Consider the following 24,081-nt stretch of genomic DNA (forward strand, 5'->3'; position numbering starts at 1 on the left):
CAGCGTCGTGACCGACAACCAGTGGAACAGCAGCCCGATCGGCGACGTGTACGCGGTCTACAGCTTTTCCGCGGCGATCTTCGCGGGGCACGCGACGAACATGGACTTCTACCTGGAGATGACCAGCCACCTGAATGCGGCGGGGCCGTCGGCGACGGCCTCGATGGCCGCCAACGCGCCGACGATCTACTGGGGCGGCATCTCGCAGGTCACCGACTGGAACGGCAACCTCATCGACTATTCGCTGTCGTCGGCATCGGGCTTCAACTACGCGCTGTCCGCGGTGCCGTCGCCCGCGCCGGAGCCGTCGACCTGGGCGCTGCTGATCGCTGGCGTCGCCGCGTTGGCGCTGCGCGGACGCTCGATCTCGCGGATGCGGCGCGGCGAGGTCGGTCCCGCTTCCAGCATCGCCTGAACGCGGCCCCCGGCCTGCGCGACGAGCGGTTCGATCAGTGCCGCTTCCGGCAGGTTCGTCCAGTAGCGGCGCGGCATCTCGCGTTCCATCATCGCGACCTTCAGCCGCGCGGGATTGAAGATGCTGCGGTAGTAGGTCAGCCAGAGCTCGGCGCCCGCGTCCTGCGGCGGCGCGTCCTCGCGCCGGCCTCCGGGGCCGATCTGCAGCGACTGGCCGTCCCACGACACCGAGCAACGCGGCGACAGGATCGCCCAGCGCAGGTTGGCGAAGCGCCGGGCGAAGAAGGGCGCGGCGGCCTCAAGCGTGTGGTGCGTCGGTTCGAACCACGCGACCAGGCGCTCGCCATCGGCGTCTTCGACCGGCACGAAGCGGACGAACGCATGCGTCTTGTGGATCTCGTGCCGGACCTCGCGTTCGAGACGCTCCGCCCGGCGACGGTCCGCGTCGAGCGTGTCGCGCCAGTAGCCGGGCTCGGTCCTCAGGCGGAACAGCATCCGGTACAGCAGCGTGAACCGCTGGGGCTCGGCGTGGAGCAGGGCGGTGCGGCACAGCGACAAGAAGGCTGCGGGCACGGTGAACATTGCCGCGGTTGCTGCTGCCGTGGGTGCCGCAGTTTCCGCATCCAAGTCGGGCGGCAGCCCTTGGGGAAGTCCGTTCCCGTGCGCGTCGTCGCCCCACAGGCCGTCACCTGCATCGCCCGTGGTCCAGACGACATCGTCGGGCGCGATGCCGAGCGCCATCAGCCGCTTCGCTGCCTGACGGAAGCCGTCGAGATCGATGGGGCCGTCGAGCCGGACATGGACCATCAGAACAAGCCCATCTGCGTCGGCACCGGCATGGCAGGCGCCATCATCGAATCGGCGCGCGCTGTCGGACCCGGGGCGCCTGCGGCCACGGACGTCGCGGCCATCGCCGTCGCAGCGGGTCTGTGGCCGTCGACGACCACGAAGGGCAGCACCTTGCGCGCGGGCAGCTTCATCTGCCGCAGGTCCTCGGCGCGCAGGCGGCGCACGCGGCGCGCGGCGAGCAGCTTGTCGACCGAACCCACGCCGAGGCCCGGCACGCGCAGCAGCATCTCGCGCGGCGCCAGGTTGAGGTCGACCGGGAAGCGCTCCGGATGCGCGAGCGCCCACGCGTGCTTGGGATCGACGTCGAGCCGCAGCAGACCGGTGCCGTCGTCGACGATCTCCTCGTGATCGAAGCCGTAGAAGCGCATCAGCCAGTCGGCCTGGTAGAGCCGGTGCTCGCGCACCAGCGGCGGCGCCATCAGCGGCAGCGCCCGCGCGGCATCGGGGATCGGACTGAAGGCCGAGTAGTAGACGCGCCGCATCCGGAAGCGCCCGTAGAGCGCGGCGCTGCTGCGCAGGATGCTGCGGTCGTCGCTGGCGTCGGCACCGACGATCATCTGCGTGCTCTGGCCGGCCGGCGCGAAGCGGGGAGGTCGGGCGGGACGCGCGGAGGCCCCTGGCATCACGCGGATCGGCACCTTGGCGGCGGCCTGGTGCGCGTCCTTCGCATCGTCGATGTGCAGTCGCAGGCGGCCCATCGAACGATGGATGGCGGCGGTGTCCTTGTCGGGCGCCAACGCCTTCAAGCCGACATCGGTCGGCAGCTCGACATTGATGCTGAGCCGGTCGGCATACCGGCCGGCACGCCGCAGCAGTTCCTCGCTGGCATCGGGGATCGTCTTCAGGTGGATGTAGCCGCGGAAGTCATGCTCCTCGCGCAGGACCTGCGCGACGCGCACGACCTGTTCCATCGTGAAGTCCGGGCTCTTGATGATGCCGCTGCTGAGGAAGAGGCCCTCGATCGTGTTGCGCCGGTAGAAGTCCAGCGTCAGCGCGACGACTTCCTCGACGCTGAACTTCGCGCGCGGCACGTTGCTCGACGACCGGTTCACGCAGTAGAGGCAGTCGTATTGGCAATGGTTGGTCAGCAGGATCTTCAGCAGCGAGATGCAGCGGCCGTCGGGCGCATAGCTGTGGCAGATCCCCATGCCTTCAGTCGAGCCGATGCCGGTCCCGCCGCGGGAATCGCGCGCGTCCGTACCGCTGGAGGCGCAGGAGGCGTCGTACTTGGCGGCGTCCGCCAGGATGGCGAGCTTGCGGGGGAGGTCCATGGCACTGCCGGAAGAATAACTACTGTATAAATATACAGCTTTCCAGCAGGTTTGCCTCAGTTGCCGGATGCGATGTCCGTGGCGCCGGCACGGGCGTGCCGCGTCGCCCGCGTCGATCCCGTGACGAGTTCGGCCAGGCGCCGCATGAGACGCTCCAGCGCGATCGCAAGGCCGATGCTCGCGATGACCGCCGGCACATAGACGACGAAGGTCCACGCCTGCGAAGTCCCGAGCAATGAGCGATAGAGCGCCACGCTGCCGAGCACGACGAACATGTGGCTCAGGTAGAGCTCATAGCTGAGCCGGCCCATGCGCGCGAGCCAGTTCAAGCCGGAGCGCTGGGCTGGCGCGTGCGCCCGGAAGGCGATCAGCATCGCGCAGGTGCCGACGCACAGGCCGTACATGCCGCTCTTGAACAGATGGCGGTGGACGAGGTCGCCCCACCCGATCACCAGCAGCACGCAGAAGCCGCCGAAGATCGCCAGCGCGCGCGCGTCGCGCGGGCCCGGCCGCCAACGCTGGACGGCGAGGGCGGCCAGCACGCCCCAGGCGATGGCGGACATGCCGGGCAGGTAGGCCTTCTCCCACCAGACCTCGTGGCTGACGGGCACCATCGAGCGCAAGGGCAGCAGGCTCAGCGCCAGCACGGCGAGCGCGACGACGAGCAGTGGGCGCGGCAGCCCCAGGCACAGCAGCGGGAAGCCGACGTAGAACACCTCCTCGATCGACAACGACCACAGCACGTCCCACGCGGCCGGTGCCCAGCCGGTCCGGCCTTCATACCAGTTGAAGGTGAAGGTGAGCGCCGAACCCAGCAGGCCCCCGAGCGACTGCTTCGACGAGGGCGCGAAGTCGGGCACGCCGAGCGCGGCCAGCAGCGTCAGCACGGCCAGGACGACCAGCAGCAGCGGCAGGATGCGGCGCGCGCGGGCCAGGTAGAAGGCGCCCGGATCGACACGGCGGAGATCGCCGTGGCGCTCGAGGAGGCGCGTCGTGATCAGGAAGCCGGAGATCACGAAGAACATGAACACCGCCTCGTAGCCGTTGAAGCTGACGGCATCGATCAGGCGCTTGGGCACCCACGGGCCGAGCAGGCTCGGCGCCAGCGGAAGCCGGAACGGCAGTGCCAGGTGGTGCACGACCACCAGCAGGATGGCCACGCCGCGCAGGCAGTCGATGGCGAAGTTGCGCGGGGTGGGGGAATCCATGGGATGGGCTTCAAAAAGCGAAGAGGCGCCCGGGGCGCCTCTTTCGCATGCGGTCAGCAATGACCGGTCACTTCAGTTGGTCCGCCTTCGCCTTCAGCGTGGCGGCCTTCTGGCGTTCGAGCTTGGCAAGCTCGTTGTCCGGATCGAGTTGCAGGACGCTGTCCCACCCCTTGATCGCGCCGGCCAGGTCCTGCTTGGCGAACGCGGTGCGCGCGGCCAGCGTGGCCTTGGCGATCTGCTTCTTGCGCACCGCCTCGATCTTGGCGCCGGCGCCCGGCTGATCGGCGGCCTCGGCGCGGCGGTACTCTTCCAGCGCCTTGTCGAAGCGGCCCGCGCGCTCGTGCGCATCGCCGGCGCGCATCGCCTTCTCGCCGGGCGAGAGTTCCGGCGGGGGCGGCGGCGCTGCCGGCGTCGGGGCGGCGGCCACCGTCGTCGTCGCGGGCGGCGTGGGGGCCTGCGCGGCTGCCGCGGCGGCCGCAGCCGCGGCGGTCGCCTTCGGGTCCGGCCTGGCCGACGGACGCGGATACAGCGGACCCGCCGGCGGCTTGCCGGGGATGCGCAGCACCTGGCCGCCCGACACCTGGCGCGGCACGCGGATGTCGTTGTAGCGGGCCAGGATGTAGAACGAGTAGATGTCGCCCATGAAGCGGCCCGCGATCCGCGACAGCGTGTCGCTGGACTGCACCGTGTAGGCGAAGGATTCGCGCCCCAGCTGCGCCACCGGATCGGCGGTGATCTGGCGCATCAGGTTGTTGGCCAGCTTGTTGCCCGGGTCCAGCTGCAGCGCGCGCTGCAGCTCGTTGCGGGCCTGGTCTTCCTGGCCGGCCTCCAGCAGTTCGATCGCCTGCATGGCGGTCTTCTGCGCCAGCGCCTGCTCGGCCGCGGTCGGCGGCACGGGCTCGGGCGGAGGAGGGGGCGGCGGCGGCGCCGTCACCACCGGATCGGGCGGCGGCGGAGGCGGCGGGGCGGGCGTGACGCAGGCCGCGAGCGCCAGGCTCAGCAGCAGGGCCGTACCGGCAGCAAGGGGGGAATGGCCGCGGCCCCGCGCCGCTTGCGCGGTCGGGGTCAGGGAAATCGGGGCGTCGGAACGGAAGGTGGTCGACATCGGCATCACGTCGGGATTCGAGCGGGGTGGAGTATGAAACAGCGACAAGCCCCTCTCAGGTGACTTTCGTTCATTGAAGCGCGGCCATTGTCACGCAAACATCCCATGCCAGTCTCCCGAGGTCCCAAAGGCAGCCACATGACCCTCACCCTGCGCGCGGTGTCGCTCAACGACCTGCCCCTGACGCAGCCCATCACCGCGCGCTTCGACGCCACCGGGGGGACCATCGGTCGCGCCGACAACAACACCATGGCGTTGCCGGACCCGGAGCGCCACATCTCCCGCCAGCAGGCCGAGATCAGCGCCGAGGCCGGCGGTTTCGTCATCCGCAACGTCGGCAGCGCCAACCCGATCACCGTCGCCGGCCAGCCCGTGGGGCAGGGTCAGGCCGTGCCGCTGCGCCATCTGGACCAGGTCCGCATCGGCGGGTACCTGCTGGAAGTGCAGAGCGAAGCCAGCGCCGACAGCGGCGCGACGGTCATCCGCCGCGCGCCGGACCTCGCCCGTCCGGCGACGCTCGGACCGTCGCCGGCCCCGGCGCCGGCCGCCTTGTCCAGTTCCAATCCGTTCGCCGACCTGTTCGGCGGCACGCCGCCGCCGCCCGACGTCTTCAGCACCTCGCCGGCGCCCGCGCCGCACGTCTCGGCCTTCGCGGCGCCGCCGGTCCAGGCGCCGCCGCCCGCGCCGGCGGGTCCGATGATGCTGCCGGACGACTTCGATCCGTTCGCGCCGCCGCCGTCCCGCGCCGCGCCGGTGGCGTCGCCATCGCCGTCGCCGGTCTCCGGAGGGGTCTCGCCCTTCGATCCCTTCGGCGGGCTGGACCTGGCGCCGCCGCCCGCGCCGGCCCTGCCGCCGGCACGCAACGACGAACTCGGCTTCGGCGGCGCTTTCGCCGACCTCGTGCCGGGTGACAACAACCGCTCGCTGGACGATCTCTTCGGCCTGCAGCCCGGTGGCAGCGATCCGCTGGCCGGCTTCATGGCCGGCGCGTCCAAGCCCGGCGACGCGCTGCGCGACACGGTGGCGTCGGACCCGCTGGCGCTGTTCGGCGCCGCGGCGCCGGCAACGAACACCGAGCCGCAGACCCCCGCGCTGCCGGACCACACGCCGGCGCTGCATTCGGCCTTCCGGCCCCCGGGGGTCCGGACGCCGCTCCCGCTGCCATTGCCGCCGGCTCAGCCGCCCGTGGCTCCCCCTGTGGCCACCGTCCCGCCGGTGATGGCTCCGGCTGTGGCGCCCGCCGTCGTCGCGCCCATCCTGCCGCCCGTTGGCGCTCCGATCGCGGCGCCTGCGGTTCAGGCGGTGGCGCCTCCGCCGCTGGCGATGGTTCCGCCGCCGCATGTGCCGCCGCCGATGCCCGCTTACGTGCCGCCGCCCGCGCCGGCCGTGGCCGCCCCGCCGGCCGCCCCGGGCCAGGCCGCCGACACCGCGGCGCTGTGGCAGGCCTTCTGCGAGGGCGCCGGCATCCGCATGGCCGCGCCGCCGCAGGGCTTGAACCCGGACCTGATGCGTGTCATCGGGTCCTTGCTGAACGCCTCGGTGGACGGCGCGTTGCGCATGATGGCCGTGCGCGCCGCGACGAAACATGAACTGCGCGCGCAGGTGACCGTCATCCGCTCGCGCGAGAACAACCCGCTGAAGTTCTCGCCCGACGCGCAATCGGCGCTCGAGCAGCTGCTGCAGCCGCCGGTGCGCGGTTTCCTGCCCGGTCCCGCCGCGATGCAGGACGCGATGCGCGACCTGGTCGGCCACACGATCGGCACGATGGCCGGCACGCGCGCCGCGCTGGAGGGCGTGCTGACGCGCTTCCAGCCCAAGGCGCTGGAAGCCAAGCTCTCCAGCCGGTCGGTGCTGGACAGCGTGCTGGCAATGAATCGCAAGGCCAAGCTCTGGGAGCTTTACCTGCAGCATTTCGAGTCCATCCGGGACGAGGCGCAGGAAGACTTCCACTCACTGTTCGGCAAGGCCTTCCTGGAGGCCTATGAAGATCAACTCGAGCGCCTGAGCCAGCATGGGCAGGGCGCCTCCGCGGCTTCGCAGCCGTCACAACAACAAGCACAGCAGAGCGGGGCCTGAGTCCCGCCACTTGTCCTACACGTCGTTCACACCATGCTCAAGATCAGGGTTGCCGCCTGCAGCGAACAAGGCGCGCGCAACAACAACGAGGACGCCATCGTGGCGCACGAGAACGGCCCCGGCTGGTATGCCGTGCTGGCCGACGGCGCCGGTGGCCACCGCAACGGGGCCGAGGCCGCGCGCCGCGCCGTGCACCGCATGCAGACCAGCCTGGGCGACGCGACCTTGCCGTGGCGCCCCGAGCTGCTGACCGGCGCGGTGCTGGCCGCGCACGACGACGTGCGGCGCGGCGTCGAGGGCACGGGCCGCGACCGCATGCACACCACGCTGGTCGCGCTGTGCGTCGACGCGCAGCGCAACTTCGCGCTGTGGACGCACGTGGGCGACTCGCGCCTGTACCGCATCCGCGGCGGCGACATCGACACGATCACGCAGGACGACAGCGTCGTGCAGATGCTGATCGAGGCCGGCCTGCTGACGCCCGAGCAGGCGGAGGATCATCCGCACAAGAACCACCTCGTGGCCGCGCTCGGCATCGAGGATGACCTGAACCCGCACACCACCGCGCCGCAGCCCTTGCAGGACGGGGACGTTTTCCTGCTGTGCAGCGACGGCTGGTGGGGCAGCGCGGGCGACACGCTGATCCACGACACGCTGCGCAACGCGGGGTCGCCGGACGACTGGCTGGCGGCGATGCGCGCGGTGATCGAGGAGCGCCGGCTGCCCGACCAGGACAACTTCAGCGCGATCGCGCTGTGGGTGGGCGAGCCGGTGCTGGCGGCCGTGGCCCAGACGCCGACGGACGAAGCCGGCACCGCGGTGCAGGAGTCGACGGTCGATTCCGGCCCGATCCCGCTGGAAGAGGAAGAAGAGGACGAGTCGACGCGGCGCATGCCGCTCTGAGCGCCGGGCCTTCGGTCGCCGGCCGCTCGTGCTTCAGCTGCCCCGCGCGCCTCGCGGCGCGGTGCGCGATGCGGAGCCGGGGCCAGGTCTTGCGGCCGGCCACCGCGTCGGCGACGCCACGAACGCGCTCAATCTCTGCGCGGTGGTCGAGAGCGCAGCGGCCGTCTCCAGGTTGCGTTGCGCGACCTGTTCCGCGTCGGCCGTCGCGCGGCCGACATCGGTCAACGCGACCTCGAGCTGGCGCCCGGCGCTGGACTGCTGGTGCGTGGCCATCTTGATCTCCTTGCTCGCGAGGTCGGACGCCGCCACGCGTTCGGAGATCAGCGTGAACATCGCCTCCGCCTCCGAAAACAGCGACGAGTTCGCCGCCACCGCCTTGACGCCGGCCTCGGTCGACATGATGGTGGCGTTGGAGACGTTGCGGATCGAGTCCAGCTGGCGCCGGATGTCCACCGCATCGGCGCGCACCTTCTCGGCCAGGCGGCGGATCTCGTCGGCCACGACGCGGAAGCGCTCGCCGGCCTCGCCGGCGCCGTAGGCCTCGATCGTTGCGTTGATCGCGAGGATGTTGGTGCGCTCCGCCAGTTCCTCGATGGCGCCGAGCACGGTGGAGGCGCCCTGGACCTCCTTGCCCAGCGTCGTCATCTGCGTGACGACCATGTCGATCTGCTGGCTCAGCGAGACGGTGGCCTCGCGCGCGCGGGCCATCGCCTGACTGCCGGCCGTCGCGGCGCGTGTGCTGGCCGAGGCCATCTCCTCGACCTCGGTCGAGCGCTGCGCGATCTGGTTGGCGGCCGCCTGCACCTCGTGCATCGTGGCGGTGAGTTCGATGGCCGCGGAGGAGGTCTGCTTCGTCGCCCCGGCCTGTCGCACGGAAGAGGCTTCCAGTTCGCGCGCGCGCTCGGCCACGTCCACGGCGGACGCGCCCACCATCTGCATCAGCAGTCGCTGCAGGACCAGGCCGGTGACGACGACGATCAGCAGACCGAGCACCGTGCCTCCGAGCCCCACGCCCTTGACCAGCCGCGTGGTCTGGCCCATCTCGGCCGAGCGCATCTCCAGTTGCGCGACCTCGTCGCGCTCCAGCGCGGCGAACCGCTCGCGCAGCCGCTCCATGCCCTGGCGGACCAGGCTGACCTTGGGCGATCGCGTGGTCTCTTCCAGGCTCATCGTCTGGCGGTCGGCGATGCGCTCACGGAACAGCGCGAAGAGCGCGGAGATGTCCTGTTCGGTATTGGTGAGCTCCGCGCTCCGGGATCGCCACGCGGGCGTCGCGCGCATCTCGGCGAGTCTGGCGGTGACCACGGCCGTCGACTTGTCGAGGGCTGCGAGGTAGGCCGTGTCCTTGGTGAGCATGAAGCCGCGTTGCGCGGCCTCGGCTTCGGCCACGTCGTTGAGCAGCTCGGCCAGGAGGCGCAAGTTCTGATGGCTCTGCGTCACGCCGTCGGCCGCGGACGCCATCAGGTAGGCGCTTCTCATGGCGACGACGCCGACGCCGCACAGCACCGCCGCGGCCAGCAGGAATCCCAGCGCGAGGCTGCGTCCGAATGTCTTCATGCGGTTCTCCCTGGGGCGCAATGTCGCACAGGTGAGGCTGAAGGTCTCGCGCCTGCCGTCACCGCGAGCCAGCGAGATCAGCCGGTCTTGCGCGTCAGCATCGCCGCGAACGCCTCCACGTACGGGAGCCCCGGGCCCCAGCGCATGTGGACCTGCTCCCCGGGCTCGGGGTTGGGCGACCACACCGTGCAGCCGGCCAGGCGTTCCAGCAGCTCGCCCGCCGCCAGCATCGGCACCGCCGCGGTGAGCAGGCTTGCCGGCGCGGTGTAGGTGACCCACTGCACCGCGTTCTCCGGCGCGGGCAAGGTCGCCGCGTGACTCGGTGGCCAGGGCGGCGCCGCGGCCAGCGCCGCCTCGAGCGAGTTCACCGTCGCCGTGTCGTCCAGCGTGCGCATGGCCGCGTTGGCCAGCACCGTGTACCAGCGGTCGAGGTGATCCAGCCCGGCGCGGTCCACCGGCGGCTGCGCGCGTGGCTGCGCGATGACCAGCGGGAAGTAGCGCCCGACGTTGTCGCAGCTGGCCATCAGCACGCCGAACCACCACTTCATGTCGACGACGCCTGGCGCCCACGCGAAGCGCAGCACCGGCGCGGTCAGGTAGGTGTCGAGCCAGCGGGGGCCGAGCACCTTCGGCAGGTCCTGCATCATCCCGGACAGCCAGGCGTCGCAATGCTGCACGCAGTGCTGCGGCAGCCGCCGCTGGGCGAAGTCGCCCAGCGCGGTGACTTTGCCGTACCAGCCGGGCACGGCATCGCCGGCGGCGTTCAGGGCTTCGGGCAGCGCGCTCATGGTGGGGCTCTCCTGATGCGACTCACAGACCGCCCGGGCAGCGGAACTCGTTGAGCTCCGGCAGACGGAACGGATTGCGGACGCTGCTGGCGGTGACCTCGAAGACCGCCTTGCGGCCTTCGATCTCGAAGGTGGCCTTGAAGCGCTCGGGCGCGGCGGTCTTCTCGATCTTGACGCGGTCGAAGAGCCGGAACAGCGCCCACGGCCCGTCGTTGACCAGGCCCGACGAACCGCTCGCGCTGACCGGGCTCAACTGCACCCGCACCTGCGAGCTGCCGCGCGGTCCCGGCCACTGCACCGAGGTCGGGATCTGCGGCCCGTGGCTGTAGCGCACGATCTGGCCGTCCACGTCCAGGATGAACTGCTGGATCGTGGTGTCCATCTCGATCGGCTTGAAGTCCAGCCGCAGCGACGGCGTGGCGCTGCCGGGGAAGAAGGTCTCCTTGATCGCCTGCGCGCGCTGGAATTGCGGCAGCGTGCCACTGTCGCCACCCAGCGGCGTGCCTTCGACCGCACGGAACTTCCACGGCCGGGTCGTCGTGTCGACGTAGGGCGCGAGCTTCTGCTGGAAGAGCTGGTCGATCTTGCCGCCCGGTCCGAACAGCATCGCGAAGTCCGCCTGCGTGGCGTCACGCGGCGAGTTGCGGTCCAGCGGATAACGCCCGGAAACGGCCTGGTTGCAGAACTCGCCGACCTGCGAGCGCACCTCCATGCCGAGGTTCTGGCGCATCGCGCCCTGCGACACGCGGGCGCTGCTGCTGCCCAGTTCGTCGAGCATCGTGCGCAGCGGCTCGGGGCTCATCGCGGCGGCGGCCTTCAGTCGCGTCGGCACCGGCGACGGCGGCGGCGCGCTGCCGCCCTTGAGCGCGGAATCGGCCGCGGTCAGCATGATGTTGGCCTCGGCGATCAGGCCGACGGTCTCGTCCAGCGGCGCCTTGCCGCCGCCGGCCGGAGCCGTGACCATGCTGCGCAGGCCGACGAAGCGGTCGTCGACGATGTTCTCGATGCGCGGCGCGTTCGGGTCCGCCGGGTTCTGCTGACCCGGCTTGCCGGAGAACATGCCTGCGACCTTTTCGCGCGTCTGCTGGACCAGGTCCGCGGCGCGTCGCTCGGCGTTCTCGATCGCGTTGCCGGGCTGCGCGAGCGTGGTCTCGCGCGACGCCGCCCGCAGGAACGGACCCAGCGGGCTGTCCGGCGCGGACAGCATGCGCGAGCGCTCCACCGACTGCGGCACCGTCGCCATCGGCAGCAGCTTCACGCTGTTGAGGAAGGACTCCCAGGAGGCCGCGTAGTCGTTCAGGTAGAGCCGGCGGACGTCGTCGACCAGCGGCGCGTTGGCGCGCACGAGGTCCTGCGGATTCTTCGGCGCGGCGGCGACGCCGAGCACCCACGGCTCTTCCGCGGCCAGCTCGTCCGCGACCTGGCCGACCCGCGGCTGGAAGCCGCGCAGGTAGGCGTCGCGGGTGAAGAAGCCCGGCACGCCCTGCGTCAGCGGCGCGCCGTTGGCTCGCGTGAACAGCAGCGGCGCGTTGTGGCCGCCGGCGCGCGCGACGGTGAAGTCGGGATACTCGGTGCCCAGGCCTTGCGCCCGCAGCCGGTTGTAGATCCGCTGCGGCAGCGGCTGCGTCGCGAGCTGCGTGCGCACCGCCGTCAGCAGCGAGGCGTCCTCCGGCAGCGGCGACGCGATGCCGCCCTGCGACAGCAGCGCGTCCAGGTGGGCGCCGAGCGCCTCGCGCTGGTCCGGCGTGAGCTCGCGGCGCGTGGTTTCCCAGTCGCCCTCGATGTGCTGCTTCAGCGCCGGGGCGTCGAAGTGCTGCGGGTCGTGCAGCATCACGTAGGCCTTGAGCGCCTCGTACAGCGTGACCGGCGTGGCCGCGCCCTGGCGGAGTTGTTCCTCGATGCGCAGCACCAGCCGCGGCAGCACCGCGTCACCCAGCATCCGCTGGTAGGACGCGCGTGCGGCGCTGTCGAGCTTCTTTCCCTGGAAGAGGCCCATGCGCATCGACCACGGGACGTTCTCGTCGACCGCGGCCAGCGCGCGCGTGGCCTGCAGCGCGGGCAGGATCGGCAGCAGGTCGGCGGTCGCGCGGTTGGGCGTGGCCTGCAGCAGCTCGCGGACCTGGTCCGCGCGGGCGGAGGTCTCTTCCAGGTACTTCCTGTTGTTGAAGTAGCTGACGGTCCAGGCCGTGAGCAGGCCGATGCCGGCGATCGCGACCAGGGCGTAGCCGCCCAGCGCCAGCGCGTTGCGGCGGCGCTCCCAGCCGCGGTGCGTGCCGCCCAGGCCGGCTTCGGCGAAGACGACCTCGTTGAGCAGCCGGTTCAGGAAGTAGCTGCGGCCGCTGGCCTGGTTGGGCGCCAGCACCGCGTTCTCGATCTGGTAGCTGCGCGCCACCGAGCCGAGCACGCGGTCGATGGGCGTGCCTTCCTGCGTGCCGCTGACGAAGTAGACGCCGCGCAGCAGCGGTTGGGCTTCGTAAGGGGAGGGCGCGAAGACGCCCTCGGCGAATTCCGCCAGCAGCGCGCGCAGGCTCGCGAACTGCGCCGGGAAACCGTAGATGCGGGCGCGGCGCTGCGGATCGCGCTCGGCCTGGAGCCGGTCGATCAGGCCGTTCTGCAGGCGCTGCTCGAGGGCGTCGAACTCCGCGCCGTAGCCGGCCAGCGGCGACGTGCTGTTGCGCGGGAAGGTGAAGCCCCACGGCGCCGCGCGCTGGTCCTTGTCGACCGTCGCGAAGTAGTCCATGAAGCCCGACAGCAGGTCGGCCTTGGTGACCAGCAGGTAGACCGGGAAGCGGATGTCCAGGTCCTTCTGCAGCTCCTGCACGCGGGCCCGCACGGTGGCGGCGTGCTGGGCACGCTCCGACGGGCTGCGCGACAGCAGGTCGGTGACCGACACCGTCACCAGCGCGCCGTTGATCGGCTGGCGCGGACGCGAGCGCCGCAGCATCTGCAGGAAACCGCTCCAGGTCGCCTTGTCGTTGGTGGGATCGCTGTCCTGCGTGGTGAAGCGGCCGGCGGTGTCGATCAACACGGCGCGGTCGGTGAACCACCAGTCGCAATGCCGGGTGCCGCCGACGCCGCGGATCGCGTGGTCGCCCATCTGGTCCGCCAGCGGGAAGTTCAGCCCGCTGTGGCGCAGCGCCGTGGTCTTGCCCGAACCCGGCGCGCCGATGATCAGGTACCAGGGCAGCTCGTAGAGATACCGGCCGCCGAAGCGCGAGCGCAGCTTGGCGCCGAAGCCCGCCGATCCCTCCGCGCCGAAGCGCGAGCGCTGCAGCATCTGCAGCGCCTGGCGGAAGCGTTCGCGCACGGCCAGCATGTCGGCGGTCTCGCGCTCGGGGGCGTCCGCGGCGGGTTGCTGCAGCAGCTGGTTGACGACGGCGCTGTTGCCGCGCTTGGCGCGCCAGCGGCTCCATGCGATGCACAGCGCCACGATCAGGACGAGCACGCCGATCGTGAGCCAGCGCGAGCGCTCGGTGTCGAGCGGCCGAGCCTCGCCGACGGCCACCAGCGGACCGACGATCCAGATCAGCAGCGCGACCGCCAGCACGAGCACCGCCAGGAGCACCCAGCGGTTGAAGATCCATCCCAGGACGCGTTTCATCGGGAAGCTCCGCGCGCCGGCGCTTCAGGCGCGCGGCCATTGACCATCAGGCTGACTTCGACGCGCCGGTTCAGCGCGCGGTTGGTCGGGGTGTCGTTGGGGGCGACCGGCTCGGCCTCGGCGCGGCCCTCGGCGCGGATGCGCTCGGGGGCGACGCGGCGCGCCACCAGCAATTCGCGCACGGTGTTGGCGCGCTCTTCCGACAGGTGCCAGTTGGAGGGGAAACGCACCGTGCGGATCGGCGTGTTGTCGCTGTGCCCGGTCACCAGCACCGTGCCCTGGACCTGCGTCAGCGCGTCGGCGATGCGGGTCATGAGCGCTTCGCGCTCCGGCACGATCGTCGCGCTGCCCAGCGCGAAGAGACCGTCGCCGCGGATGGTCACGACGCTGCGGTCGACCTCGTCGCGCACGGTGACCAGGCCGGCCTTGATGTCGGATTGAAGGAACTGCGCCAAGCGCGGCTTGGCCGGCGGCGGCGGGGGCGCGACCACGGGCGGCGACAGCCGCAGCCCCTGGATCTGTCCGAACACCGGATCGGAACGCTCCGCCAGCGACAGGGTCAGCGACAGGTACACGCCCACCAGCAGCAACGCTGTCAGCGCCGCCGTCGCCGCCAGCGGCAGCCAGCCGATGTGACGGCGCTGGGTGATGGCCTCGACCTGCCAGTGCTGCGCCAGCGCGGCGGGGTAGTCGCCGCGCTGCTGCTTCAGGATCTGGGCCAGACGGTCACGCACCGCTTCCAGTTGCGCCGGTCCGTTGTCGATGACGCGATAGCGTCCGGCGAAGCCCAGCGTCAACGCGGCGTAGATCAGTTCGAGCAGGTCGCGGTTGGCCTCGGGCTTCTCGGCCAGGCGGGCCATCAGCTGGAAGACCTTCTCGCCGCCCCAGGTCTCGTTGTGGAACATCGACAGCAGGCTGTGCCGCGCCCAGACGCCGGAGCCGCCCCAGGGCGTGTCGGCGCAGGCCTCGTCGATCATCGTGCAGAGCACGTAGCGCGTGGCCATGACGCGCTCCGGCGGGATGCCGGCCGCGGCGGCGCGGGCCGCGAAGTCGCGGATGCCCTGGGCCAGGTTGTTGCGCAGCACCGCCACGTCGTCCACGCGGCGCGTCCCGCGCAATTGCGGGACGAGCAGCAGCAGCGGGTTGGCCAGCGTCAGCAGCGGGTTGAGCCCGGCGGCCGGCGGGGCGGCGTCGGGCTGCACGGAGTCGGGCGACGGTGTGGCGCCGCGCGGCGCCTGCGCGCCGCCCGGACGGGGCTTGATGAAGGTGCGCTGATCGTCGAAGCCTGCGAACGGATCGTTGAGCGCGGAGGGGTCCATGCCGGCTCCCGGAGGTTACTGGTCTTGAATCGGTGGAAGCGTGGAGCGGGGCCCGGCGTCGCCGCGAGCGGCGGTCACTGCCGGATGGCCCAGAGCTCCAGTTCCAGTCCGGGGAAATCGCCGGCCACGTGCAGCGCCAGACTGCCGCTGCGCTCGAGCTGCTTCCAGAGGTCGCCGCCGCGGTCCAGCTCGAAATAATGGAAGCCCGCGTGGAACGGCAACTGGCGCGGCGCCACCGGCAGCGCGCGCATGCTGATGCCAGGCAGCTGCAGGTTGACGAGGTCGCGGATGCGGTCCACCGGGCCCAGCTTGGATTGCGCGGGGAAACGCTGGCGCAGCTGTTCCGCCGCCACCTGCGCATTGACCGCGATGACGAAGCTCGCGCTGCGCAGCAGGTCGGCGTCGGGGACGACGGCGGTGCGCACGCCGTGGGTGCGTTCGGTCAGGTCGATCTGCAGCGCGTTGCGCTCCAGCACGACGCTGAGCATGCGGCGCAGGTCCTCGAGCAAGGGCGCGAAACTGCCGCGCAGGTCGTCGTGGCGGTACAGCGGATATTCGGAGGCCAGCCGGGTGTCGCTGACGAAGGTGGCCATGTCGCCGGCCAGTTGCAGGCAGTCGCGATGCAGCGTTTCCGGGTGCACGTGCGGGGAGGCCGCATGCTGGCGGAACAGCGGGTCGGCGCGGTTCAGCGCCTGCAGCATCAGGAAGTCGGCCAGTTCGGACACGCCGTTGCCGAGCTGCCCCATCCGCGACGACAGCAACTGCGCGCGCTGGCGCACCAGCCCGTGCAGCAGCGATGCCATCACGGACAGATGGCCGCTGGCGTCGATGCGCGTCTGCGGGGGGATGTAGCTGCGGTCCAGCACCAGCTGCTGGTCGGCGCGGCGTTCCGCGATGCGGGCCACGCCCAGCGCGGCATAGGCGTCGTTGAGCTCGCGGGCGGGCAGCAGGCGCAGCGTCAGCGCGCCGGTCTGCACGGGTTCAGGCTCGTCGCCGGCGCTGGTCTGGTCGCGCAGGTCCTGGTCGACGACGTGATAGCGGTGCAGCTCGCCGGCATCGTGGCCGTTGAACGCGACCTGGTCCGTGCCGGGGCGGGCGATCGGCGCGGCCAGGACGACCATGTCGCCCTTCAGGTCCGCGGGCACCTCCAGCGGCGCCATCGCGGCATCCGCCTGCGGAATCTGGAACGGGGTGCCGTCGGGCAGGATGCCGCTCGCGCGCACGATGCCCAGCCGGCCGACGCTCAGCAGCGCCTCGTCCAGCACGAGTTCGGTGAACCCCCAGCCGTGCGGCGCCAACGCGCGGGCGCGGCTGTCCACCAGATGCTCGAGGTAACGGGTCTCCTGCTGGAAATGGTGCGGCAGCAGGAACATGCCCTGCGACCAGATGACCTTGCTGTGCCAGCTCACGGCAGCCTGACCGTCGCGCTGACCGACAGCTCTTCGGCCTGGATGAGAATCTCCTGCTTCCTGCCGACCACCACCGGCACGACCGCGCGCCAGCGCGCACGCTCCAGGTCGCGGTAGGCGGCAAAGACCGCGACGAAGCGCGTCTCGGGCGACAGGATCTTCTTCGTCCACGGACGCGCTTCGCCAGGCTGCAGCGTCATCTCCTCGCGGGAAACGATCTCGGCGCCCAGCTCGGCCTGGTCCTTCTGGTACAGGCTGACAAAGTCGGCCGCATTGAAGCCGACGTCCGATTTCAGCTCATACACGCGCACCAGCAGCGGGGAGGGACGCTTGGTCACGCTCGGGTTCACCTGGGCCGACGCCTGGATGCTGCCCTTGGTCACCTCGGTGGGTTTCTCCGAACTGGAGAAGGGATTGATCTTGTCGAGGGAGGAACATCCCCCCAAGGCACCCAGGGCGAGCAGCGCCCCCAAGGCCAGCGGGGCCGCAACAGCAGCCCTGCGAGTGAGGGATTGGGTGGTTTGGTGTCCCGAACGCGGCGTGAGCATCTGGTTGTCCTTCTTGACCGGAAGAAAGGATAGCCAGCGGGGGGGCTTCGGGGTGGTGACTTAGGTAATCGGGGACCGCGGGCGAGAACGCTCCTTTGGAGGCCCGGGCGTCGGCCGCCGAGGCATGGGGCCCCGGACGCAAGGTCCGGAACCCCACGCCTCACCGTCCCCAACCACTGCCGTACTGTCCCGGTTTTGCGACCGGGGACTGCGGGCGATGGTCTGGGGAGGGCAGGCGGAGGTCAGGCCGTGGCGCTGACGCGGAACTGGCTGACCAGCTTCGCCAGTTGCTGGGCCTGGCCGTTGAGGCTCTCGGCGGCGGCCGCGCTTTCCTCGACCAGGGCCGCGTTCTGCTGGGTGACCTGGTCCAGGTGGGTGACGGCGTCGCCGACCTGCTGGATGCCGCCGGTCTGCTCCTGCGTGGCGGAGGAGATCTCGCGGATCAGGGTGTCGACCTGGCCGACCTCCGCGACCACGCGCTGCATCACCTCGCCAGCGCTCTGCGCCTGCCGCGCGCCGGTGTCCACGCGCTGGGTGCTGGCCTGGATCAGGTCCTTGATCTCCTTGGCCGCGCCGGCCGAGCGCTGCGCCAGCGCCCGCACCTCGGACGCGACGACGGCGAAACCGCGACCCTGCTCGCCAGCCCGTGCCGCCTCGACCGCCGCGTTCAGCGCCAGGATATTGGTCTGGAAGGCGATGCCGTCGATCGTGCCGATGATGTCGCCGATGCGGCGTGACGCATCGCTGATGCCCTGCATGGTCTCGACCAGGGCGCTCACGGCACGGCCGCCTTCAGCGGCCGCGCCGGACGCGTCGGCGGCCATGCGGCTCGCCTGGCCCGCGGACGCGGCGTTCTGCGCGACGGAGCTGGTCAATTCCTCCATCGACGCGGCGGTCTGCTGCAGGCTGCTCGCCTGGGCTTCGGTGCGCGAGCTCAGGTCCGCATTGCCCTGGGCGATCTCCTTGGAACCGTTGGCGATGCTGTCGCTGCTGTCGCGCACCTGGCCGACCAGCTGGCCGAGCTGTTCCACCATGCGGCCCATCGCGCGCAGCAGGTCGGCGGGTTCGTCGCGGCCTTCCGCCTGGATGCGCACGGTGAGGTCGCCGCCGGCGACATCCTGGGTCGCGCGGACCGCCTCGGCGATCGGGGTGGTGATGGAGCGCGTCACCTGCAGCGCGAGGACGATGCCGATCGCCAGCGCCACGGCCACCACGACCAGCGTCACGCGCAGGCCGGTGGCGTAGGACACGGCGGCGTCCTTGGCGGCCTGGTCGCCGCCATCGCGGTTGAAGGCGACATCGACGTCGACGGCCTTGGACAGCGCGCTGAAGAGGGCGGAGGAACTGCCGCCGGCCAGCTTGCGGGCGGTCTCGTGCTGGGCGTCCCCGCCGGCGACGGCGCGCTGCAGTTCGGCATCCGACTCGAGGAAGGCCTTCCAGGCGTCGCGGATCTGGTCGTAGAGCCGCCGTTCCTTGTCGCCGGTGATGGAAGGCTCGTACTCATGCGCCGCCTTGTCGAAGGCCAGGACCGACGCGTCATGCTGCTGCACGAGTCTGGCGCGCGCGCCGTCGTCGATCTCCAGCGCGCCACGCAGCGATAGGCGGCGCGTTTCGTTGGCGGCGTCCTGCATGTCGGCCAGCTTGGCGACGCTGGGCAGCCAGTTCGTGTTGAGGTCCTGGACGTTGTCGTTGATGTGCGCCATCTGCTGGATGCCGAACGCCGCGATGAAGCACAGCAGTGCCAGCACGGCGCCGAAGGCCAGCGCCAGGCGCTTGCCGATGCGAAAGTTGCGGAGGATGGACATGGTCTTGACCGGGGAGGCCGGGTGTTACGAGAGGTGTCACCAGGGTGCGCCCGTCAGCCTTCAGAAACCTGTCCGTGAGGGGCCCCTGAACACGGTGTGAAGTCAGCGTCCCCACGTCCTGTGACCCGTTGCGAAGTCCTTCACGGACGACCGTGCGAACGCACGACGCAGGATGAGCGTCCGGAGACTCCGCACTTGCCCGTATGACAGCGTTGTCAGGGTGCTCTATGCTCCGCATCCATAAGAGGAGACAGTCGATGAGTGCAGATCTATCCCAGGTCGCCGGCAGCGGCGCGCCCGCGGGTCCGGGCAACACGCCGCTGGGCCACACGCCGCTGGGCGAGGCGCCGCTGGGCGAGGCGCCGGGCGGCGAGGCCGCCGCGGTGCAGGCCCGTCATCCGCTGACCTGGGTGCCCTCCCTGTACCTGGCGATGGGCCTGCCGAACGTGCTGGTCGGCCTGGTCGCGGCCATCCTGTACAAGAACCTGGGCGTGTCCAACGAGGACATCGCGCTCTACACCTCGCAGATGTACCTGCCGTGGGTGCTCAAGCCCTTGTGGTCGCCGCTGCTGGAGCCCTACCGGACCAAGCGCTGGTGGGTGATCGCGATGCAGTTCCTGATGATGGCGTCGATCGGCGCCGTCGCGTTCTGCCTGCCGCTGGACGGCTTCTTCCGCGCGTCGCTGGCCTTCTTCTGGATCACGGGCTTCGCCTCGGCGACGCAGGACATCGTGGCCGACGGGGTGTTCATGACCACGATGAACCCCCGCGAGCAGGCGCGCTACGCCGGGGTGCAGGGCATGTGCTGGAACCTGGGCGCGGTGGTGGCGTCGGGCTTGCTGGTGTCGCTGACGGGCTGGCTGCACGGCTCGCTGGGCTGGAGTTGGGTGCAGTGCTGGATGGCCGTGATGCTGGGCGCGGCGGCGATGATGGGCGGCTTCGGGCTGTGGCATCTGCGCGTGTTGCCGACGGGCGCGCCGTCGGTGGTGCAGGGGCAGGACCTGGCCAGCGCGATGGTGTCGCTGCGGCAGTCGTGGGTCACGCTGTTCCAGAAGCCGTCGATCTGGATGATGCTGGCCGTGGTCTTCTTCTACCGCTTCGGCGAGGGTTTCATCGAGAAGTTCGGGCCGCTGTTCCTGCTGGATCCGCGCTCGGCGGGCGGGCTCGGCCTGGACAACGCGGCGCTGGGCCACATCTACGGCAGCGCCGGCACGATCGCGTTCATCGCGGGCGCCTTCCTGGGCGGCTTCATCGCCGCGAAGATGACGCTGCGACGCTCGTTCCTGCTGCTGGCGGTCGCGCTCAACCTGCCGCACCTGACCTACTACTACCTCAGCCACGCGATGCCGACGGACCTGTGGTGGATCGGCGCCGTGGTCGCCATCGAGAAGTTCGGCTTCGGCATGGGCTCCGTGGGGCACATGCTGTACATGATGCAGCAGATCGCGCCGGGGCCCTTCAAGATGACCCACTACGCGATGGCCACCGGCGTGATGGCGCTGACGAGGTGGACGACGGGCAGCGTCAGCGGCTGGCTCTACGCGGGCCTGGGCCAGCATTACGCGAGCTTCTTCGGCTGGGTGCTGGTGTTCTCGATCCCGCCGATCGTGCTGGCGTGGCTGGCGCCGTTTCCGGTGACGGTCGACCGCGAGGATCAAGGCGCCGCCGCGGGCGGGCACTGACCGGCCCCGGATCAGCGCCGGTCACCGTCCGTCATTGCCGGCTCAGCGTGTTCAGCGGAATCTTCAGGTAGCTGACGCCGTTGTCCTCGGCGGGCGGCATCTGGCCGGCGCGGATGTTGATCTGGATCGAGGGCAGGATCAGCGCCGGCACGTCCAGCTGGGCGTCGCGCCCGGTGCGCAGCGCGACGAACTCGGCTTCGCTGACGCCGTCATGGACGTGGATATTGCGGGCGCGCTGCTCGGCGACCGTCGTTTCCCAGGCCGGCGCGCGGCCTTCGGGCGGATAGTCGTGACAGACGAGGAGCCGCGTCGCGGGCGGCAGCGCCAGCAGGCGGCGGATGGAGCGGTACAGCGTCGCCGCGTCGCCGCCGGGGAAGTCCGCGCGCGCGGTCCCGACATCGGGCATGAACATCGTGTCGCCGACGAAGACCACGTCCTGGCTGCCTGCCTCACCGCCTGACTCACCGCTTGCCTGGCCGCCTTCCTGACCGCCTTTCTCAAGGCCGGTCTCACGGCGTGTCCCGAGGCCACCCCGGATGCGGTAGGCCATGCAGGCCGGCGTATGTCCCGGCACGAGCAGTGCCTGCGCCTCGATGCCGCCGATCATGAACGTCTCGCCGTCGCGGAACAGGTGGTCGAACTGGCGGCCGTCGGGCAGGAAATCGCGCTCCAGGTTGTAGAGCTTGCGGAACACCGCCTGCACCTCGCGGATGTGTTCGCCGATGGCGATGCGGCCGCCGACATGCGCCTGCAGATGCCTCGCCGCCGACAGGTGATCCGCATGCGCGTGGGTCTCGAGGATCCACTGCACCGTGAGCCCCGCCTGCGCGACGTGCGCCAGCAGGCGATCGGCCTGCGTGGTCGCGGTGCGGCCGGACTTCAGGTCGAAGTCCAGCACCGGATCGACGATCGCCGCCTGGCGGGTCGCGGGGTCGGCCAGCACGTAGCTGACCGTGCCGGTCCGGTCGTCGTGGAAGGCCCGGATGGTGAAGGCGGAAGAAACCGCCGGGGGAACGGCAGGGAGAACGTCGGGAAGGACGTCGGGGAGGACGTCAGGGAGAACGTCAGGGGACGGGGCAGGGGGAACGGGGCTCATGGCCGAAGCAGCGCGCGGCGAGGTGATGGTGAAAGTCACTATACCGAGCGTTGATGCCCCAGCGTTGATGCCCCGGTGTCGGTGTCCCGCGCCGGTGCGACCCTCAGGAGGCGGGCCGGCGTCTTCCCGAGGGGCCGGCCCCGCTCGTGACCGCGGTGCACTGCAGCGGATGGCGCACCTCATGCGCCGCGCCGCCGAGGAGGAAGAGCAGGGCGAGCAGCCATCGCTTCATGAGGTGCATCCGTGTTGTCGCCAGCTCAGACCAGTTCCAGGCCGACGTTGATGTTGCCGCGCGTCATCTTCGAGTAGGGGCAGGTCTCGTGGGCGCGCTTGATCAGCTCGTAGGCCGTGTCGCGGGGCAGGCCGGGCAGGCTGACCCGCAGCTTGGCGCTCAGGAAGTAACCATCGGCGCCCTTGTTGAGGTCGACCGACGCGTCGACGGCGGCCTCCGCGGGCAGCCGCACGCCGATCGCGTGGGCGGCCAGGCCCATCGCCCCGATGAAGCAGGCGGACCAGCCGACCGCGAACAGCTGTTCCGGATTCGTGCCGGGCCGCGACGTGCCGGGCGACCCCAGCTGGACGTCGAGACGGCTGTCGTCGGACTGGCCGCGGCCGTCGCGGCCGCCGGTCGTGTGCGTGTGGGCGGTGTAGAGGACCTGGACGTGATCGGTGGTCGGGGGCATGTCGGACTCCAGTGGCACAGCGTCACTCGCTGCATGACCTGCATTGCAACGGGCCGATGTATCGACGATGTGTGACCCCCCGGGGCGAATTGGCGCGGCGCGTGTCGCGGCAGCCGTTGGACACACTGGCATACAAATGGACCGTCCGCCCCCGCGGGCGTCCGGACAGACGAGGCGAACGACCTCCTCCGGAGCCGCCTCTGTGACGGTCCGTGACGACGACGTTGCCGCCGCGTAAAACCTGGGGCGTGCAGCGCCGCGACAGGTTTTCCAGCGCCCGTCAGACGGTTTTCTTAAGGACGCCCTAATTCGGTGGGCGCACCTTACGCCCAGGGCAACACGATGTTTGACGCAATCGGCCCGACCGGCCCCGCGGCCCACGGCGACGCCTTTCCCGAGACGCCACCGGCGCGGAGCCCGCCGAGCCGAAGGAGATGCACATGAGCAAGTCCACCCCGATCCTCGCCATGGTCGCCGCATTCGCGGCGGCGTCGGCCCAGGCCTCGACGAATCCCGATGACATGGCGCGCCGGTCGGAGCGCCGCGCGACGATCCAGCAGCAACTGCGCGCGGTGCAGGTCGAGCTCTACTGCGATCACCAGGACAACGCGATGCATCTGTTGCGCGACGTGCGTCGCCAACTGATGGCGCAACGCGACCCGGACAACTCCCGTGATCTGCGCCAGCTGGAGAAGGTCAGCTGGCTGGTCCGCCACGGCGACACGGTCGAGGCGATCGCGACGATCGACGCGGCGCGCGGCCTGTCCGCCTGAGCGGGACTCACCCGCCGCTGTCGGCGATCCGCGATGTCGTCGCGGGCCGCGGCGGGGAGGTTCCCGCATCCCATGCCGTTCCTGGCGCTGCGCAGCGCCAGCCGGAGGAGTCTCGCGACCGCGGTGCGGCGCGAACCCGTGCCGTCGCGAGACGGCGCGTGTCCGGGCCCGGGTGGCCCGCGCTGCTGCCTCCGACACGCCTGAACAAGGCCATTCCCTCATCGATTCACGACGCATCCGGCGCGTCTTGCTAGCCCCACTTTGTCCCGCGGTGACGCCGGACTACTTGTTTGCACTGTTTTGATGGCAAGAACCTCGCAAAACGCGGGGTGGACTCGTTTTCGGGTATCTCGCGCAGTCATAGGATCGTCTTCATCTGCAGTACTTGGAGATGCGATGACCTCGGAGGCTCTGACATATTGGCTGGCGGGCACCATTCCCGCGGCGGCGACCTGGGCCTTGAATCTGATTCTGCGAGGGGAGCAAGCCCTGAAAAGCTCGGCCGCGGACTGGGCGTTGATGCTTCTTGCATTCGACGGTGCGATTGCCATCGGTATACAGGATCTGGCTTGCCATGTGCCAAATGCGGCCGTCAGGCAGCTTCTTCCGGCGATTTCGCCAGCGCTGATCTTCCTGTCGATTCTGATCTGGTTGCTCATTGTCCGCTGGATTGAGCCGACATTCCTGATGCCTTCGGATCATCGCTTCTCATTTGGCGTGCGGGTAGCCATGTGCATGACCATGTGGACATTTGTTGGCTCCAATCTTTATTTTCACTACTACCTTCTTGGAAGGGGATTCAATGTTGTCTGAACTCTTGCTCGGTGGCCTTGCGGCCTTTGTCTTCTACATGATTTTCTTTGGCACGATTTTCTATGTCGCCGGTCGATTGGGATATCTGGATACCGACGAAGAAAAGGCGACCCGACGTCGCAATAAGGCAAGTGAAGGCTCGATGGCCACTGAAGCGTGAATCTGGCGAGGGAATCCATTC

General features: G+C 70.3%; 20 protein-coding genes. 6 read left to right on the forward strand and 14 right to left on the reverse strand.

Annotation, left to right across the window (positions count from 1 at the left end):
- Positions 1 to 267 precede the first annotated feature (267 nt).
- The 4 genes from AC1VNM_RS06690 to AC1VNM_RS06705 all read right to left on the reverse strand — a co-directional run bounded on the left by AC1VNM_RS06690 (position 268) and on the right by AC1VNM_RS06705 (position 4,847).
- Positions 268 to 1,221, reverse strand: coding sequence for a TIGR03915 family putative DNA repair protein (locus AC1VNM_RS06690; RefSeq protein ID WP_483106304.1), 954 nt, complete (start codon positions 1,219 to 1,221; stop codon positions 268 to 270).
- A complete protein-coding gene (locus AC1VNM_RS06695; RefSeq protein ID WP_483106305.1) occupies positions 1,221 to 2,534 on the reverse strand; it encodes a putative DNA modification/repair radical SAM protein in 1,314 nt (437 codons plus the stop codon). The genes AC1VNM_RS06690 and AC1VNM_RS06695 overlap by 1 nt, the downstream gene beginning before the upstream one ends.
- Before the next feature lie 56 nt (positions 2,535 to 2,590).
- The gene (locus AC1VNM_RS06700; RefSeq protein ID WP_483106306.1) at positions 2,591 to 3,742 is read right to left on the reverse strand and encodes an acyltransferase family protein; all 1,152 of its coding nucleotides are present in this window, start codon (positions 3,740 to 3,742) and stop codon (positions 2,591 to 2,593) included.
- A 67-nt stretch (positions 3,743 to 3,809) separates the two neighbouring features.
- Complete coding sequence (locus AC1VNM_RS06705; protein ID WP_377155199.1) at positions 3,810 to 4,847, reverse strand: LysM peptidoglycan-binding domain-containing protein; 1,038 nt, start codon at positions 4,845 to 4,847, stop codon at positions 3,810 to 3,812.
- 138 nt (positions 4,848 to 4,985) lie between these two features.
- Here AC1VNM_RS06705 and tagH point away from each other — a divergent pair, with 138 nt between their 5' ends.
- Both tagH and AC1VNM_RS06715 read left to right on the forward strand, forming a co-directional pair.
- Complete coding sequence (tagH, locus tag AC1VNM_RS06710; RefSeq protein ID WP_483106307.1) at positions 4,986 to 6,923, forward strand: type VI secretion system-associated FHA domain protein TagH; 1,938 nt, start codon at positions 4,986 to 4,988, stop codon at positions 6,921 to 6,923.
- Between the two features lie 33 nt (positions 6,924 to 6,956).
- Positions 6,957 to 7,826 (forward strand): PP2C family protein-serine/threonine phosphatase, encoded by an 870-nt coding sequence (locus AC1VNM_RS06715; RefSeq protein ID WP_377155197.1) that lies wholly within the window; start codon positions 6,957 to 6,959, stop codon positions 7,824 to 7,826.
- A gap of 33 nt (positions 7,827 to 7,859) precedes the next feature.
- On the opposite strand, the gene AC1VNM_RS06720 is transcribed toward AC1VNM_RS06715, so the two are convergent.
- The 7 genes from AC1VNM_RS06720 to AC1VNM_RS06750 all read right to left on the reverse strand — a co-directional run bounded on the left by AC1VNM_RS06720 (position 7,860) and on the right by AC1VNM_RS06750 (position 18,853).
- A complete protein-coding gene (locus tag AC1VNM_RS06720; protein WP_483106308.1) occupies positions 7,860 to 9,383 on the reverse strand; it encodes a HAMP domain-containing methyl-accepting chemotaxis protein in 1,524 nt (507 codons plus the stop codon).
- Positions 9,384 to 9,460: 77 nt separating this feature from the next.
- Positions 9,461 to 10,171, reverse strand: coding sequence for a type VI secretion system-associated protein TagF (gene tagF, locus AC1VNM_RS06725; protein WP_483106309.1), 711 nt, complete (start codon positions 10,169 to 10,171; stop codon positions 9,461 to 9,463).
- A gap of 22 nt (positions 10,172 to 10,193) precedes the next feature.
- Entirely contained in the window at positions 10,194 to 13,772 is a 3,579-nt protein-coding gene (gene tssM / locus AC1VNM_RS06730; RefSeq protein ID WP_483106310.1) for a type VI secretion system membrane subunit TssM, read from the reverse strand.
- Positions 13,769 to 15,091: a DotU family type VI secretion system protein gene (locus tag AC1VNM_RS06735; RefSeq protein ID WP_377155193.1), complete on the reverse strand. Its 1,323-nt coding sequence runs from the start codon at positions 15,089 to 15,091 to the stop codon at positions 13,769 to 13,771. The genes tssM and AC1VNM_RS06735 overlap by 4 nt, the downstream gene beginning before the upstream one ends.
- A 74-nt stretch (positions 15,092 to 15,165) precedes the next feature.
- On the reverse strand, positions 15,166 to 16,500 hold the full coding sequence (tssK, locus tag AC1VNM_RS06740; protein WP_377155192.1) for a type VI secretion system baseplate subunit TssK: 1,335 nt from the start codon (positions 16,498 to 16,500) through the stop codon (positions 15,166 to 15,168).
- Positions 16,497 to 17,048, reverse strand: coding sequence for a type VI secretion system lipoprotein TssJ (gene tssJ / locus AC1VNM_RS06745; protein WP_483106311.1), 552 nt, complete (start codon positions 17,046 to 17,048; stop codon positions 16,497 to 16,499). Before tssJ ends, tssK begins: the two co-directional genes overlap by 4 nt.
- 242 nt (positions 17,049 to 17,290) lie before the next feature.
- Positions 17,291 to 18,853: a methyl-accepting chemotaxis protein gene (locus tag AC1VNM_RS06750; RefSeq protein WP_483106312.1), complete on the reverse strand. Its 1,563-nt coding sequence runs from the start codon at positions 18,851 to 18,853 to the stop codon at positions 17,291 to 17,293.
- 257 nt (positions 18,854 to 19,110) lie between these two features.
- On the opposite strand from AC1VNM_RS06750, the gene AC1VNM_RS06755 reads away from it, so the two are divergent.
- A complete protein-coding gene (locus tag AC1VNM_RS06755; protein ID WP_483106313.1) occupies positions 19,111 to 20,535 on the forward strand; it encodes an MFS transporter in 1,425 nt (474 codons plus the stop codon).
- Between the two features lie 31 nt (positions 20,536 to 20,566).
- Here AC1VNM_RS06755 and AC1VNM_RS06760 read toward each other — a convergent pair whose 3' ends face one another.
- The 3 genes from AC1VNM_RS06760 to AC1VNM_RS06770 all read right to left on the reverse strand — a co-directional run bounded on the left by AC1VNM_RS06760 (position 20,567) and on the right by AC1VNM_RS06770 (position 22,314).
- Complete coding sequence (locus AC1VNM_RS06760) at positions 20,567 to 21,631, reverse strand: MBL fold metallo-hydrolase (protein WP_483106314.1); 1,065 nt, start codon at positions 21,629 to 21,631, stop codon at positions 20,567 to 20,569.
- 103 nt (positions 21,632 to 21,734) lie between these two features.
- Complete coding sequence (locus AC1VNM_RS06765; protein ID WP_377155187.1) at positions 21,735 to 21,863, reverse strand: hypothetical protein; 129 nt, start codon at positions 21,861 to 21,863, stop codon at positions 21,735 to 21,737.
- Between the two features lie 25 nt (positions 21,864 to 21,888).
- Complete coding sequence (locus AC1VNM_RS06770) at positions 21,889 to 22,314, reverse strand: organic hydroperoxide resistance protein (protein ID WP_377155186.1); 426 nt, start codon at positions 22,312 to 22,314, stop codon at positions 21,889 to 21,891.
- A gap of 440 nt (positions 22,315 to 22,754) precedes the next feature.
- Here AC1VNM_RS06770 and AC1VNM_RS06775 point away from each other — a divergent pair, with 440 nt between their 5' ends.
- From AC1VNM_RS06775 to AC1VNM_RS06785, 3 genes are all read left to right on the forward strand, one after another.
- The gene (locus AC1VNM_RS06775; RefSeq protein ID WP_377155185.1) at positions 22,755 to 23,087 is read left to right on the forward strand and encodes a hypothetical protein; all 333 of its coding nucleotides are present in this window, start codon (positions 22,755 to 22,757) and stop codon (positions 23,085 to 23,087) included.
- A gap of 396 nt (positions 23,088 to 23,483) precedes the next feature.
- Positions 23,484 to 23,900, forward strand: a complete 417-nt coding sequence (locus AC1VNM_RS06780) for a hypothetical protein (RefSeq protein ID WP_483106315.1) — start codon at positions 23,484 to 23,486, stop codon at positions 23,898 to 23,900.
- Positions 23,890 to 24,060 (forward strand): hypothetical protein, encoded by a 171-nt coding sequence (locus AC1VNM_RS06785; protein WP_483106316.1) that lies wholly within the window; start codon positions 23,890 to 23,892, stop codon positions 24,058 to 24,060. Before AC1VNM_RS06780 ends, AC1VNM_RS06785 begins: the two co-directional genes overlap by 11 nt.
- Positions 24,061 to 24,081 lie beyond the last annotated feature (21 nt).

It is taken from the genome of Mitsuaria sp. MSU3D, from assembly GCF_056867975.1.

What these genes read in the sequence shown, in the direction of transcription:
- AC1VNM_RS06690 (WP_483106304.1), bottom strand. Translation starts at nt 1,221, where the DNA reads ATGGTCCATGTCCGGCTCGACGGCCCCATCGATCTCGACGGCTTCCGT.
- AC1VNM_RS06695 (WP_483106305.1), bottom strand. Translation starts at nt 2,534, where the DNA reads ATGGACCTCCCCCGCAAGCTCGCCATCCTGGCGGACGCCGCCAAGTAC.
- AC1VNM_RS06700 (WP_483106306.1), bottom strand. Translation starts at nt 3,742, where the DNA reads ATGGATTCCCCCACCCCGCGCAACTTCGCCATCGACTGCCTGCGCGGC.
- AC1VNM_RS06705 (WP_377155199.1), bottom strand. Translation starts at nt 4,847, where the DNA reads ATGTCGACCACCTTCCGTTCCGACGCCCCGATTTCCCTGACCCCGACC.
- tagH (WP_483106307.1), top strand. Translation starts at nt 4,986, where the DNA reads ATGACCCTCACCCTGCGCGCGGTGTCGCTCAACGACCTGCCCCTGACG.
- AC1VNM_RS06715 (WP_377155197.1), top strand. Translation starts at nt 6,957, where the DNA reads ATGCTCAAGATCAGGGTTGCCGCCTGCAGCGAACAAGGCGCGCGCAAC.
- AC1VNM_RS06720 (WP_483106308.1), bottom strand. Translation starts at nt 9,383, where the DNA reads ATGAAGACATTCGGACGCAGCCTCGCGCTGGGATTCCTGCTGGCCGCG.
- tagF (WP_483106309.1), bottom strand. Translation starts at nt 10,171, where the DNA reads ATGAGCGCGCTGCCCGAAGCCCTGAACGCCGCCGGCGATGCCGTGCCC.
- tssM (WP_483106310.1), bottom strand. Translation starts at nt 13,772, where the DNA reads ATGAAACGCGTCCTGGGATGGATCTTCAACCGCTGGGTGCTCCTGGCG.
- AC1VNM_RS06735 (WP_377155193.1), bottom strand. Translation starts at nt 15,091, where the DNA reads ATGGACCCCTCCGCGCTCAACGATCCGTTCGCAGGCTTCGACGATCAG.
- tssJ (WP_483106311.1), bottom strand. Translation starts at nt 17,048, where the DNA reads ATGCTCACGCCGCGTTCGGGACACCAAACCACCCAATCCCTCACTCGC.
- AC1VNM_RS06750 (WP_483106312.1), bottom strand. Translation starts at nt 18,853, where the DNA reads ATGTCCATCCTCCGCAACTTTCGCATCGGCAAGCGCCTGGCGCTGGCC.
- AC1VNM_RS06755 (WP_483106313.1), top strand. Translation starts at nt 19,111, where the DNA reads ATGAGTGCAGATCTATCCCAGGTCGCCGGCAGCGGCGCGCCCGCGGGT.
- AC1VNM_RS06760 (WP_483106314.1), bottom strand. Translation starts at nt 21,631, where the DNA reads ATGAGCCCCGTTCCCCCTGCCCCGTCCCCTGACGTTCTCCCTGACGTC.
- AC1VNM_RS06765 (WP_377155187.1), bottom strand. Translation starts at nt 21,863, where the DNA reads ATGAAGCGATGGCTGCTCGCCCTGCTCTTCCTCCTCGGCGGCGCGGCG.
- AC1VNM_RS06770 (WP_377155186.1), bottom strand. Translation starts at nt 22,314, where the DNA reads ATGCCCCCGACCACCGATCACGTCCAGGTCCTCTACACCGCCCACACG.
- AC1VNM_RS06775 (WP_377155185.1), top strand. Translation starts at nt 22,755, where the DNA reads ATGAGCAAGTCCACCCCGATCCTCGCCATGGTCGCCGCATTCGCGGCG.
- AC1VNM_RS06780 (WP_483106315.1), top strand. Translation starts at nt 23,484, where the DNA reads ATGACCTCGGAGGCTCTGACATATTGGCTGGCGGGCACCATTCCCGCG.
- AC1VNM_RS06785 (WP_483106316.1), top strand. Translation starts at nt 23,890, where the DNA reads ATGTTGTCTGAACTCTTGCTCGGTGGCCTTGCGGCCTTTGTCTTCTAC.